At 42.1% G+C, this 13,327-nt stretch carries 9 protein-coding genes; 2 read left to right on the forward strand and 7 right to left on the reverse strand.

Going from position 1 to position 13,327, the window contains the following annotated elements; all coding sequences use genetic code 11:
• From H1A14_RS00665 to H1A14_RS00680, 4 genes are all read right to left on the reverse strand, one after another.
• Window positions 1-3,063: a SusC/RagA family TonB-linked outer membrane protein gene (locus H1A14_RS00665; protein WP_228527481.1), complete on the reverse strand. Its 3,063-nt coding sequence runs from the start codon at window positions 3,061-3,063 to the stop codon at window positions 1-3.
• Between the two features lie 488 nt (window positions 3,064-3,551).
• Window positions 3,552-4,892: a RagB/SusD family nutrient uptake outer membrane protein gene (locus tag H1A14_RS00670; RefSeq protein WP_194774275.1), complete on the reverse strand. Its 1,341-nt coding sequence runs from the start codon at window positions 4,890-4,892 to the stop codon at window positions 3,552-3,554.
• 11 nt (window positions 4,893-4,903) lie between these two features.
• Window positions 4,904-7,951 carry a SusC/RagA family TonB-linked outer membrane protein gene (locus tag H1A14_RS00675; protein ID WP_194774276.1) on the reverse strand — a complete coding sequence of 1,016 codons (3,048 nt, stop codon included), beginning with the start codon at window positions 7,949-7,951 and terminating at the stop codon, window positions 4,904-4,906.
• A 305-nt stretch (window positions 7,952-8,256) separates the two neighbouring features.
• Window positions 8,257-8,583 carry a HesB/IscA family protein gene (locus H1A14_RS00680; RefSeq protein ID WP_194774277.1) on the reverse strand — a complete coding sequence of 109 codons (327 nt, stop codon included), beginning with the start codon at window positions 8,581-8,583 and terminating at the stop codon, window positions 8,257-8,259.
• A gap of 92 nt (window positions 8,584-8,675) precedes the next feature.
• Here H1A14_RS00680 and mce point away from each other — a divergent pair, with 92 nt between their 5' ends.
• Window positions 8,676-9,077, forward strand: a complete 402-nt coding sequence (gene mce, locus H1A14_RS00685) for a methylmalonyl-CoA epimerase (RefSeq protein WP_194774278.1) — start codon at window positions 8,676-8,678, stop codon at window positions 9,075-9,077.
• A gap of 39 nt (window positions 9,078-9,116) precedes the next feature.
• Window positions 9,117-10,145 (forward strand): thiamine-phosphate kinase, encoded by a 1,029-nt coding sequence (gene thiL, locus H1A14_RS00690; RefSeq protein ID WP_194774279.1) that lies wholly within the window; start codon window positions 9,117-9,119, stop codon window positions 10,143-10,145.
• Between the two features lie 49 nt (window positions 10,146-10,194).
• On the opposite strand, the gene H1A14_RS00695 is transcribed toward thiL, so the two are convergent.
• The 3 genes from H1A14_RS00695 to H1A14_RS00705 all read right to left on the reverse strand — a co-directional run bounded on the left by H1A14_RS00695 (window position 10,195) and on the right by H1A14_RS00705 (window position 13,323).
• Window positions 10,195-11,229: a bile acid:sodium symporter family protein gene (locus H1A14_RS00695; RefSeq protein WP_394355321.1), complete on the reverse strand. Its 1,035-nt coding sequence runs from the start codon at window positions 11,227-11,229 to the stop codon at window positions 10,195-10,197.
• Window positions 11,230-11,335: 106 nt separating this feature from the next.
• Window positions 11,336-11,770 (reverse strand): nuclear transport factor 2 family protein, encoded by a 435-nt coding sequence (locus tag H1A14_RS00700; RefSeq protein ID WP_194774281.1) that lies wholly within the window; start codon window positions 11,768-11,770, stop codon window positions 11,336-11,338.
• Between the two features lie 68 nt (window positions 11,771-11,838).
• A complete protein-coding gene (locus H1A14_RS00705; protein WP_194774282.1) occupies window positions 11,839-13,323 on the reverse strand; it encodes a mandelate racemase/muconate lactonizing enzyme family protein in 1,485 nt (494 codons plus the stop codon).
• Window positions 13,324-13,327 lie beyond the last annotated feature (4 nt).

The raw sequence follows: 13,327 nt of genomic DNA on the forward strand, positions 1-13,327 counted from the left end.
TTAGAATCCAACATTTATACCGATGGAATAGGTTTTCGCCTGAGGGGCTGAATAGAAATCATTGCCTTGGAAAACATTGCTGGCGATGTAATCAGCATTTACTTCCGGATCCCAGCCTCTGTAATTGGTGAAAGTCAACAAATTCAAGCCAGTCAGATAAATTCTGGCTGAAGAAAGTTTCATTCTTTCCAATACTGGTGTTGGAATGGTATAGCCTATAGTTAAAGTCCTCAGCCTCAAATAACTGCCGTCTGACAGGTATCTGCTAGAAGCTTGGCAACCATTACATTCTCCCAATCTGGCCTGGGGGACGGCTGTGATGTCACCAGGATTTTGCCATCTGGCCATCTGATCTCTGGTAGAGTTATCAAACCAGTCTCCATTGGCCGCAAAGAATCCTCCACCTCCGTCGAAGATGTCATTGCCATAAACACCTTGAAATAGGAAATTCAAATCGAAGTTCTTAAAGGTCAAGGTATTGGTAATGCCTCCTATAAATTTTGGATTGGGATCACCTACAACCATTCTTTCTGCATCGTTGAAGTTGTTGGTGGTTTCAGTCAATTCTGCATTGGCATACCAAAGTGCATCACCGTTAGCAGGATCTACACCAGCATAATTCGCACCGTAAAATACCCCGATGGATTGATCCAAGAAAATTCCATTCAGGAACCTGGAAGATGAAGGGGGAATTGATTCCTGACCACCAAGGTCTCTTACCCTGTTGATGTTACGGGCAAAGTTCAAAGAAGTCGTCCAAGAGAAATCTTGTTTGATGACATTGGTAGAGTTGATGATAAATTCAAATCCATAGTTCTGCATCCTACCAATGTTTTGTCTTTGAATATCAAATCCAGTGGTAGATGGTACAGGAACGTTCAACAAAAGGTCAGAAGTGTTTTTGTCATAATAGTCAATCTCACCTGTGATTCTGTCATTCAATATTCCAAATTCAACACCGATATTGAATTGATTGGTCACTTCCCATCCTAAATCCGGATTGGGGATTTGAGTTGGTCTCAAACCGGGAATCAGGGCATAGGCAGCGGATCCATACAGTCCTAAGTGATCGAAATCACCAATCCGGTCATTACCTGTCAAACCATAGGAGGTCCTCAATTTCAAAAGACTCAAGGTTGAACTTCCGCTCAGGAAGCCTTCTTCTGACACCATCCATCCAACTGAAGCTGCAGGGAAGAAACCGTATTTGTTGTTGTCCCCAAACCTTGAAGAACCATCCACTCTTCCGCTCAATGTCATGAGGTACTTATTGTCCAGTTTGTAATTGACCCTGGCAAAATACGACAATATAGAAGAGAAGGTAAGCGTGGAAGTACCTCCAGTGATTTCTGCAGCCGAAGCCAATGTTCTCAAAGCATCAAGTGGAAATTCTTGGCCCTCTACATTGGTAAAGTTTCTCGTAAATTTCTGGAAGGCCATACCGCCTACCGCCTCAATGTTGTGACGGTCACCAATTACCTTACTGTAAGTAAAGTAATTGTTGGTATTGTAATTGAAAATCCTTACCCAGGAAGATCGACCAAAACCTTGGGTAGAAAGCCCTAAATTGGTTCTTGATCCGAAGAACTGTTCTTCATTTTGATTCAAGATATCCACACCAAATTCACTTCTGAACCTTAAATCCTTTGTGATTTTAAGTTCACCATAAATGCTATTGATGTTCCTAAAGGATGTGTTTTGCCATTGGGCATTTTCTGAATCAATCAAGTTATTGTAATAGGTAGCTGTAGGACGGTCATACAATTGTCCATTCAAATCCCTTACAGGAGTAATGGGAGCCAAAGCCACCAACTGAATAGGGTTGTTGAATTGATTGTCATCGGAAAGCCTATTGGTTTCGGTTCTGGCCAAACTGAAGGTAGTTCCTATGGTAAATCTATCAGAAACATTGTGGTCCAAGTTTAATCTGGTAGTAATCCGTTCCAAGTCATTTCTGATCATGATACCGTCCTGCTTATCATAAGCAGCACTAAAGAAAAATCTGGTTTTGGCATCTCCTCCAGCCGCAGAGAAATTGAAGTTGGTAACGCCAGCATCAGGATTGAAAGCCAAGTCCTGCCAATCTGTATCAGTTTCTAATGTTCTCCAATCAGACCATCCAGAATAACGATCCAATCTGCTTTCCACGAATTGCAAATCGGAGCCTGCATAATCACCCGGGTTATTGATGGGATCAAAACCATTCCTAAGGTCGACATTGTACCCCGATTCTCTCATCAGCTCTACAAATTCCGCTGAGTTCAAGAATTCTCTCTTTCTTGTAGGGCTGCTGACACCTCTTTGGAGGCCAACATTGAATTTGGTTTTTCCACTGGCACCTGATTTGGTGGTGATCAAAACCACCCCATTGGCACCCCGAGAACCGTAAATGGCTGCAGCAGAAGCGTCCTTCAATACTTCAAAAGACTCAATATCATTGAAATTGATGTCAGTGAGCGGGTTGCTGGAACCCAAGGCTGACCCACTGTTATCTCCATCGTTGATGGGGATACCATCAATGACATATAGTGGATCATTTCCACCTGAAATGGACGTGGTACCCCGTACCCTAACTTTAACACCTTCTCCCACTTTTCCACTGGAAGATTCCACAAATACCCCAGCCATTCTTCCTTGAAGGGCTTCTTGAAAATTCGGGGTAGGCATGTTTTGGATTTCAGATCCTTTTAGAGAGGCCACATTTCCTGTCAAGTCACCTTTGGTGATGGTACCATAACCTACCACGATTACCTCGCCCAAGGTTTTGGCATCTACTTGAAGGGTAACATCGATGTTGGATCGGTTACCTATAAGGATTTCCTGATTAAGGAAACCTACAAAAGAAAACACCAAAGTTTCCTCAGGTGTGGCAGATATGGAATATCTACCATCAAGGTCAGTGATAGAACCACGGTTGGTTCCTTTTACCCTAACATTGACCCCAGGCAGGGGAAGGTTGTCTTCGACAGATAACACTGTTCCAGACACGGATTGACTTTGGGCAAATAGTGTATTGCTGTACATTACGAGCAATAGCATTGCACCCAGTAAACTTCTCATCATAAGCTTATTTGGTTAGTTGATTGAATTGGAAAATTTTTATTATCGGTGGGTTATTGTTAAGAGCGGGCAATTAACGATTTTATTCAGGCAAAAAAAACAATTTTTTATATAATTATTTTTAGTGTTTAAAACTAAACAAGGTTGTTAACGGACTTTTTTCGAAATAAAATTAACTCTTCAGAATTAATTCCTGTCCGCAAATATGGCTTTATTCTGTTTAAAATTTTAAACAACGGTAAAATTCTGCATATTAATTTTTAAAAATGGCCAAAATTTGAACCTGTATTTTCCAAAAACACGGAGATTTTTAAAAATTCGGTTATCAAAAAAAAATCGATTAATAGTTGTTATTAGATTGATAATACACAGAATTAAAAAAAACAAGACTTTTTTAAGTTGTTATATTGGTTGAAAGTTAAGCTTAAAATTAAACTGGGCTATTCCGTTTAGAAATAGCCCAGTTTGTAAAATTTCAAGATAATTAGCTATCAAATCCCTTCATAACCTGGGTTTTGTTCCAATATGCCATCGGAAACCTGTAATTCATCCCTTGGAATAGGAAACACCTTCCGGAAATCAGGCATGCCCAACACTTCATCGATTTTATCAAACCGAACCAAATCATAGAATCTGTGTCCTTCATAATTCAATTCAACCCTTCTTTCCTGTAACAAGGCATCGATATAATCATTGATGCTTGCAAAATTACCCAAATCACCCAATCCTGCTCTTGACCTGATCATATTTAAATCTTCAGTTCCTGCATTGGGGTTGTTATCTCTGAATACAGCAGCTTCAGAACGGATAAAGTAAAGTTCTGCCAATCGAAAAACCTTGGCATTGTTTGCATTGGTGTTGTCAGGGTATTTGGAAGATCGATTGGCATTTCTGCTGAAAGAGAAAAGTTCAGCGCGATCATCACCTTCTTCGAAGGCCTCCAAAAGATCAGTGTCTACATTGTATTCATCCCTTCTGATGATGTAGGTGTTGAAACTGCTTTGGTCCTGATCATTGTATTCCACCTCAAAGATGGATTCTGCAGTAGGTTCTGTTGCCTCATAAATATCAAATACATTGTCCAACAGTGAAAAAGGCCCTTCACTGATCACCCGATCAGCATCCTGAAATGCTTGAGTATAGTTTTCCTGATACAGGGATATTCTCGCCCTTAGGCTCAATGCCGCCCAGAAATTTACTCTTCCGCGATCATTGAATCCTTCCAACCTTGAAATTCCCTCATTTAAGTCACTCAGAATCTGATTGTAAGTCTCAGCCACAGTGCTTCTGGGTAAATTGGGAATCAAATTGAAATCATTGTTTTCAATTGGCTCGAGGAACAAAGGCAATCCAAACCTAGAACTGGGATCGTAAAATTCACCGTATAGCCTAAGCAAATCGAAGTAAGCCAAAGCCCTGATGGCATGCGCTTCACCAATGACCCGGTCTCTATTGGAAAACAATGGATCCTCAATTCCAGGTGCCTCACTGATCAAAAGATTGGCAATACTTATGACCCTGTAAATATTGGGCCAAGCCTGGGTTACAAACAGATTGGTGAATGGTACGGCTCTTTGGTCTATTTCCAATTGGTTGTCAAAGAAGCCTTGATATACTGCATTGTCTGCGATCAAATCATTGTTAAGGACATATTCCAGACCGTAGTAATAAATGTTCTGCATTCTGGAATAAGCCCCCAACAAAATTGCATTGGCAGAAGCGCCGTCCACGAGCGCCTCATTGGCATCCAAAGAGGTCAATGGATCCGGCTCCAGAATATTGCAGGAGGAGACGGTTAGAAATGATACAAATAAGATGAATATTTTTTTCATGATTGCTGATTTTAAAGGCCGATGTTAAATCCAAGTGAATAACTCCTAAGTTGCGGCATGGTACCGAAATCTGATCCGGCCAGTCTCGGATCTCTTGCATTCTGACTGACCTCTGGATCCAAACCTGTATAATTGGTGATTGTAAACAGGTTCTGGCCTTGTACAAATACCCTCAAACTTCTGATTCCAATGTTGGAAACAATGGTTTGTGGAAAATTATATCCAAGAGTCAACAATTTCAGTCGGAGGAAAGAACCATCTTCCAACCATCTTGAAGAATATTCCCTCCAGTTCAGGTTGTTCAAAGAAGCCCTTGGAATATCAGTGATATCTCCTGGCTCTCTCCATCTTCTGTCAGCTAAGGTATGGTTGTTGCCATCAGGTAAAGGGAAACCGGGACCGATCCTACTCCATCCCAAATTCTCGTAAGATGCTCTGGAATGGTTGAAAATGTCATTGCCAACAGTAAACTGAAAAAATAAATTTAGATCAAAACCTTTGTAGTTCAATCTGTTGTCCCATCCTCCGAAATAATCCGGCTGGGCATTCCCTACAATTCTCCGGTCGGCAGAATTGATCGCCCCATCTCCATTCAAATCAACCCAGTTCATATTGCCAGTTTGTGGGTCGACTCCTTCATGGTCTATGAGGAAAAATGTGCCGATAGGATGTCCTGTAGATAAGATGTGGGAATCACTTAAGATCTGATCATCCACCTCCAGTTCCAATACTTTGTTTCTGATCCATGAAATGTTGAATGAGGAAGTCCAGTTTAAAGGACCTGTAAGTATGGTTCCACCCAATGCCAGTTCCAATCCCCTGTTTTCTACACGGCCAATATTTTCAGTCACAAATTTGAATCCTGAGACACCGGGGATCAACCTGTTGAGCAATAAGTCTTCCGTTGTTTTGACGAAATAGTCGGCGGTCAAAGTAATTCTGTCCCCAAGGAATCCAAAGTCAATTCCCACGTTGCTCTGAACCGTACTTTCCCAAGTAAGGTTGCTGTTGCTCAATTGGGTAGGGACCAAGGATGGCGTCTGACGGTAAGCTCCCACTCCAAACAATCCCCTGGAGGCGAAGTTTCCAATTCCATCCTGATTACCTGTTACGCCATAGCTGGCCCTGACTTTAAGATCAGAGATCAAGGATTGGTCTTGCATGAACCCTTCCTCACTTAAACGATAAGCTACCGATCCTGATGGGAAAAACCCAAAACGGAAGTTGTCACCGAATCTGGAAGAACCGTCTGCCCTGCCTGTAAAAGTGAACAGGAATTTATCCGCATAGGAATAATTTCCTCTGAAGAAATATGAAGTCAGTCCCCAATTGGTACCCGAAGTGGATCCGGCAGTAACTTGAGCCGCGACTGCCAGTTTCGTAAACTGATCACTTGGAAAACCCTGGGCTACAATTGAGGCAAAATTTCTGTTGGATGCCTGATATGAGTTACCCAAAACGGCATTTACATTGTGCTTTCCATCCCCGAATGATGTGGTGTAGGTCAAATAATTTTCCGCAAGCCAAGTAAAATCCTGCGTATTGCCATAGGTACCTTGACCGTTGAAATTACCATTGATGGATTCCCTTGAAATGATTGGAGTGTAGGATTCGTCCTCCAGATCAGTGTAATCTATCGACATCGTACTTCTGAAACTGAGTCCTTTAGCCAATTGGATGTCTGCATAAACAGTGGCCAGGGCTCGGTTGGTTCTCGTAAATCTGTAATAATTTTCAGCAATCAATACAGGATTGTCCAACATCCACCAGCCAAAATAATCAAATGGATCTGCATAGGCTCCATCTTCTTCTCTCACCGGCATCAGTGGATCGCCAGCCAATGTATTGATTACGACCCCGTATAAAGAGTTGTCATTGATGGTCCTGTCCTGAATGGTTCTATTCAAGGACATGTTAGTTCCCACTTTCAACCAATCATTGACCCGTGTATCTAAATTGAGTCTGGCACTGATTCTTTCAAATCCAGTTCCGATCTGTACACCCTCCTGATTAAAATAGGCAAGAGATGAATAATATTGCGTTTTATCATTGCCGCCTGAAACCGAGATATCATAGCTTTGTATGGGGGCTTCTTTGAAAATCTCATCATACCACCTTGTATTTTGAAGACTGGGATCATCTGGGTCAAATCCCCATATATTGGTCACATAATTCTCACCATAATTGGTTCCAAGGTCTCTGTTGTCCTGAAAGGCAGCATCATCCATCAGTCTTAAAAATTCCGATGAGTTGTGCATATCTATTTTATTGGTAACATTCTGCACACCATAGAAACCATTGATGTCGATTTTTGCCTCTCCGGCTTTCCCTCTTTTTGTCGTGATCAAGACCACACCATTGGCACCTCTTGAACCGTAGATAGCTGCTGCTGATGCATCCTTCAAGATCTCAATGGACTCGATATCAGCAGGGTTGATGTCTGCAAGTGAGTTGGTCGCCTGACCACCTGAAAATAGACCTGAAAGGTCCTCAGAAATAATTGGAATACCATCAATGACATACAGAGGTTCACTCGATGCCGAAAGAGAAGTGTTTCCTCTGATCTGCATGGTGATGCCCGCACCGGGAGTTCCTGATGGGGACTGTACAAATACCCCGGCAGCTCTTCCCTGCAGGGCATTGTCGATACTTGCCATGGGCAGGCGGGCAATGTCCTCTCCCCTCACACTACCTACTGAACCGGTAAGGTCTCTTCGGTTTGTAGTTCCATATCCTACAACCACCACTTCACTGAGCGTTTTGGCATCAAGTTCCATGGTAATGTCCACCCTGGTTCTGTTTCCTACTAAAGCTTCTTGAGTATTGAAGCCAACAAAAGAGAAAATCAAAGTTTGATCCGGAGCGGCTTGAATGGAGTATTGACCATCCAAATCTGTGATAGCTCCTGTAGTAGAACCTTGCACCCTTACATTGACACCTGGCAGAGGCATATTGTCTTCGGCCGATATCACCGTACCTGTAACGGTCTGAGTTTGTGCAATGGATAAATTGCTGAACATAAATACAAGCAAAATTGCACCTAGTAAATTTTTCATCATAAGCGTTTTTGATTTTAAAATGGTAATTAAATGAAATAGGTAGGTTTTTTGAAGATTTTAAATTACTGTTAATTTGAAAAAATAAAAAGTCAAACAGAAAATAAATTTGAATTAATAGTTTAAAAACAAGACAATAGGATTCGATTTATGATTATTTGAATAACTCAAAAATTTATTAAATACGGTACTTTGTTTATGGAATAATGTTGTATATTTTTTTTACGGTGTCCGATTTCAAAAAAAAAATGCACTGATAACTAAATCAGTGCAGCTAGAAGTAAGTTGTCAATGGAAGAATTGCCTGATTAGACTGAAAAACTCTCTCCGCATCCACAAGTTCGTGAGGCATTGGGATTGACAAACTGAAAACCTTTGCCGTTCAATCCATCTGAAAATTCAAGTGTTGTTCCAGCTAAGTACAAAAGGCTTTTTCGGTCAACAATGATCTTAACACCTTTGTCTTCAAAAACATGATCGCTGTCGATTGTATTGGCATCAAAACCCAATTCATACATCAATCCTGAGCATCCTCCGCCTTTGACAGAAACGCGGATGTTTTCTCTTTCGGTCCTGCCTTCTTCCTGACGCAATTCCAAAATTCGTTCCTTTGCTTTATCTGATACTATTATCATATTTTCGGGATAATTTATATTTCCTGTTTTAAGTAAAGGCAAAACATGCTTACCTTCGAAATGATTCACATACAAATATACAAAATTCTGGCATGAGAAAAATTGAACACTTAGGGATTGCGGTCAAAAACCTAAAACAATCCAATGCACTTTTTGAAAGATTGTTGGGAAAAGCTTCCTACAAAGAAGAGGAAGTTGGTTCTGAGGGTGTTTTGACTTCCTTTTTTCAAGTTGGAGAAACCAAAATTGAACTGTTGGAAGCTTCAAGTGAAAATAGTCCAATAGCTAAGTTTATGGAGAGAAGGGGAGAAGGAATTCATCATATCGCCTTTGATGTGGAAGATATTAGATCCGAAGTGGAAAGGTTAAAAGCAAATGGTTTTGAAATCCTAAATGAAATTCCCAAGGAAGGGGCAGATCATAAATTAGTTGTATTTTTGCATCCAAGATCCACCAATGGCGTTTTGGTAGAGCTGTGTCAGGATAAAGATTGAAGGTGCCCTTGCACCTTATTTAAAAACGACTACAAAAATATGGCAGAAAAGAGAACCGAAATCAGTGATTTGGGAGAGTTTGGATTGATCGAACATCTAAAAAGAGGGGTTAATGTCAAACAGTCCAGTACCTTATTGGGAATAGGTGATGATGCAGCTGTATTGGCAGCTGGAGACCATGTAAAGGTGGTTACCACAGATATGCTGTTGGAGGGGGTGCATTTTGACCTCGCATATGCCCCTTTACATCACTTGGGTTTCAAAGCGGTAGCTGTCAATGTATCAGATGTAGCGGCGATGAATGCGATTCCTAAACAAATCACTGTAAGCCTTGCCTTATCCAATCGGTTTTCTGTTGAGGCCGTAGATGCCCTTTATGCAGGGGTTTCTGTAGCCTGTGAGCATTATGGGGTTGATCTTATCGGTGGTGATACGACCGCTTCACGTTCAGGCTTGGTGATTTCCATCACGGCGATCGGGGAAGGTCAAAAAGAAACTTTAGCCTACAGATCTGGCGCCAAAGTAAACGACATCATTTGTGCGACAGGAGATTTAGGTGCTGCTTTGGTTGGTTTACAGATTTTAGAAAGAGAAAAACAGGTTTATCTGGCCAATCCGAACATGAAACCGCAATTGGATAAATATCCATACGTCACCCGACGACAACTAAAACCCGATGCACGGATGGATATCATTCATGAGTTCAAGGAAATTGGCCTTGTTCCCACGAGCATGATAGACATTTCAGATGGGCTTGCTTCGGAACTTTTTCACCTCTGTAAAGCATCTGAGGTGGGAGTGACTATTTATGAGGATAAATTGCCGATTGATAAGGAAACCTATGATACGGCATTGGAACTTGGCCTGGATCCGATTACCTGTGTATTGAATGGGGGGGAGGACTATGAATTGCTTTTTACCATAGCACCAAAAGATTATCCTAAACTGGAAAAGCATCCTGATGTCCATTTTATTGGACATGTCACCAAAGCAGAGGAGGGAAAATTTCTGGTAACCAAAAGCGGTACAGCGGTGGAATTAAAAGCCCAGGGTTGGAAACATTTTTAAGAAAATACACCAAGATCCTGCAGACAGATTATAACTAGTGTTACAATTGTTATTTCTCAATTTCTTCATCTTTGGGTGGTTTGCGATGCCAATAAGAAGCCAATATAGATCCTGTGATGTTCATAAACGGTCCAAATACCGCAGCGGCCAATCCTACAGTAGCTATTTTCCCCATTTCTTTGGCCAATCCTGAAGCCAGCCCAGCATTTTGCATGCCCACCTCAAAGGCGATGGTTCGGCAATCCCTTTCATCCATTCTAAACAGTTTCCCAGCCCAATATCCCAAAGTGTATCCACTGAGGTTGTGAAAGATTACCAATACAATCAATATCGGGCCAATTGTCAAGAGGTTATCCCTTCCAGCGGCAGTTATAATCGCGATGATGACAGCAATTCCAATCATGGATACCAGAGGCATGGCATCATCCAGCCACTTGGCTTTTCCGCCCAAAAATCTGTTAAAAAGTAAACCGGCACCGATAGGAACAATGACAATTTTGATGATGTCCAAAACCATACCCCATACATTCACTTCCACGAATTCCCCAGCCAGCAATCCCATCAGGACGGGCGTAATAAATGGCGCCAGCATGGTGGTAACCGCGGTGATGGTGATGGAGAGGGCCAAATTTGCATTAGCCAGAAAGCTCATTACATTGGAAGCCATTCCACTGGGGGAGGAGCCGATCAAAATCAGACCAGCGGCTATCTCAGGTGGGAACCCACTTAATTTGGCGAGGGTGTAACCTATGATGGGCATGATGGTAAATTGGCAAAGCACCCCAATCAACACGCCTTTTGGCATTTTAATGACCCCACCGAAATCCCTTAGGCTCATAGAGGTGCCCATGCCAAACATGATAATCTGCAACAAAGGCACAATTAACCCACTTAATTTAAAACCTCCTATTTCCTGAAATGGACCGGGATAAAACATGGCAGCTACCACCACTCCAAAAATCATCATGGTGTAGGTAAAACCCTTAAGCTTGTCGAATCCCCTGAATCCTATTCCCAATAAGATAAAGAACAGGATCAATGAAGGGCCGACAAGGTGTACGAGATCTATGAAATAAAACAACACGGCTAAAACTAAAACCGGAATCGCAGATAACAGCAAAAATTTATAGGAAACTTGTTTCAAAAGACTGGGGATAATGAGGTTTGAAATTTAAATGGCTAAGGGTTATTTATAGTTTGTATGCCTGCCTGGAAAGCAACTGCCATTTGGATTTATTTTTGACCCAAACCATCATGACACCAATTCTGATGTCTACTGTTTGATTGGATTGGTTTTTGGCCTTGGCGGCATAAATGTGACGCACCACCCCGACTTTTCCTGAAATCTGGATTTCTTGTTCATGGACTTCCACACTTTGATAGTCAAAAGGCTTTAAGCTTACAATCTCCTGAATAAAGGCTTTTTTATCCTGAACACTTCCATTGGAATGCCCAAATACCAGATCCTCAGACAACAATGCATTGAATTTTGCTTCATCCGCATTGACCACTGCCTGGGTGAATTCATTTACCGCCTTAGCGACCTCTTCTTTTTCTGTATCATTGAAATCAGTCAATGGTGCAAAAAAGGTCAAAATGATGAAAATTAATAGGCTGCTTTTCATAGAGTTTTTTGAATTAGGGATTCCGGAAACTTGGTGCTGGCCAAGTTTCCGGTATTCCACGTTGGGATTTAGCTGTAAGTTCTGTCGTGGGAGCTTTTTTGATCCCATTCTGTAGTCGGTGCAAAGAAGCTGCCGTCTCTCCTATGCAGGTGTTCCTTGAGTACCTCTTCATTCAGATCGATACCCAGTCCAGGTGAGGTCAGGGGCACAGGGGCGTAGCCCATGTCAATCATTTTCTTTCCATCCGTGGTAACCACCAAATCCTCCCACCAAGGGACATCCACCGAATGGTGTTCCAAAGAAAGAAAATTCTGTGTCGCTGCGGCACAATGGACATTGGCCATAAACGAAACAGGTGTTCCTGCTTGATGCATGGCCATGGCTATGCCATTTTCCTCTGCATAATCGCCGATTCTTTTTGTTTCAAGTAAGCCACCTGAGGAAGCCAAATCAGGGTGAACGATGTCCACCGCATGATTGTCGATTAGATCCTTAAAATTTTGAAGCAAATAAATATCTTCTCCGGTTGTAGTAGGTGTTTCTAAGGCATCGGTAATCGTCTTGTGCTGTTGGGTCATCTGCCACGGCACCATGTCCTCCAGCCAGGCAAGCCGGTATTTGTCCAAGGCTTTTCCCAATCTGATGCAGTTGTTAAGATCAATATGGCCATAGTGATCTGTTGAGATGGGTATTTCATAACCCACCATTTCCCTTACATTGTGGACAATTTTAGCCAGTTCATCCAAACCTTTTTCCGTGATTTGTATGCCAGTGAATGGATGGGCGGTATTGGCATAAGACATATAGCCTCCTTGCCATTGACTCGAGCTTCCTTTTAAAATTTCTTTGTTGACCAAGGCTCCCGGGATATCTTTGATTTCATTGATGGAAACATCCATTTTGAGCCAATTGTATCCTTGGGTTTCAGTTCGGTATTTGATCAGGCGTTTTTGGTCTTCAGGGTCTTTTCCTTCCGGGGTATCGGCATATAATCGAACGTTATCTCTGTATCTGCCTCCCAGCAATTGCCATGCGGGCACATTGTACGCTTTTCCACAAAGGTCCCAAAGCGCCATTTCTACCGCACAAACTCCACCCGCCTGCCTTGCAGGACCGCCAAATTGCTTGATGATTTTAAAAATACGCTCTACGTTACATGGGTTTTCACCGAGTATTCGACTTTTCAACATCAAGGCATACTTGGGATCAGCGCCATCCCTCACTTCCCCCAGGCCATATATGCCTTGGTTGGTGTAAATTTTGATGATGGCTGTGCCACCCATGACCGCTGTAAGACAGTAACGGAGATCGGTGATTTTCAGATCGGAAGGAGCAGAAGCCTTTTGTACTTTAGATGTCGTCTGGGCCAAGGTGTCCTCAAGCGTCAATCCCATCATTGCGGTGAGTGATAAACCACCTAGAGCAGTCTTTTTTAAAAAATCCCTACGGTCGGCTTTGGTGGTAGGTCTATCTATTTCAGCTTGCCTTTCAGCAGCATATTGGGCTTCTCTTACTTTGTTTTTGGAGATGATGTCCTGGAGTGTGTTTTTCATGGTG

Source organism: Pararhodonellum marinum (assembly GCF_015354735.1).
In the GTDB taxonomy this organism is placed as follows: domain Bacteria; phylum Bacteroidota; class Bacteroidia; order Cytophagales; family Cyclobacteriaceae; genus Pararhodonellum; species Pararhodonellum marinum.

Excerpts from the sequence above, each read along its gene's own strand:
- H1A14_RS00665 (WP_228527481.1), bottom strand. The coding sequence starts at position 3,063 with ATGATGAGAAGTTTACTGGGTGCAATGCTATTGCTCGTAATGTACAGC.
- H1A14_RS00670 (WP_194774275.1), bottom strand. The coding sequence starts at position 4,892 with ATGAAAAAAATATTCATCTTATTTGTATCATTTCTAACCGTCTCCTCC.
- H1A14_RS00675 (WP_194774276.1), bottom strand. The coding sequence starts at position 7,951 with ATGATGAAAAATTTACTAGGTGCAATTTTGCTTGTATTTATGTTCAGC.
- H1A14_RS00680 (WP_194774277.1), bottom strand. The coding sequence starts at position 8,583 with ATGATAATAGTATCAGATAAAGCAAAGGAACGAATTTTGGAATTGCGT.
- mce (WP_194774278.1), top strand. The coding sequence starts at position 8,676 with ATGAGAAAAATTGAACACTTAGGGATTGCGGTCAAAAACCTAAAACAA.
- thiL (WP_194774279.1), top strand. The coding sequence starts at position 9,117 with ATGGCAGAAAAGAGAACCGAAATCAGTGATTTGGGAGAGTTTGGATTG.
- H1A14_RS00700 (WP_194774281.1), bottom strand. The coding sequence starts at position 11,770 with ATGAAAAGCAGCCTATTAATTTTCATCATTTTGACCTTTTTTGCACCA.
- H1A14_RS00705 (WP_194774282.1), bottom strand. The coding sequence starts at position 13,323 with ATGAAAAACACACTCCAGGACATCATCTCCAAAAACAAAGTAAGAGAA.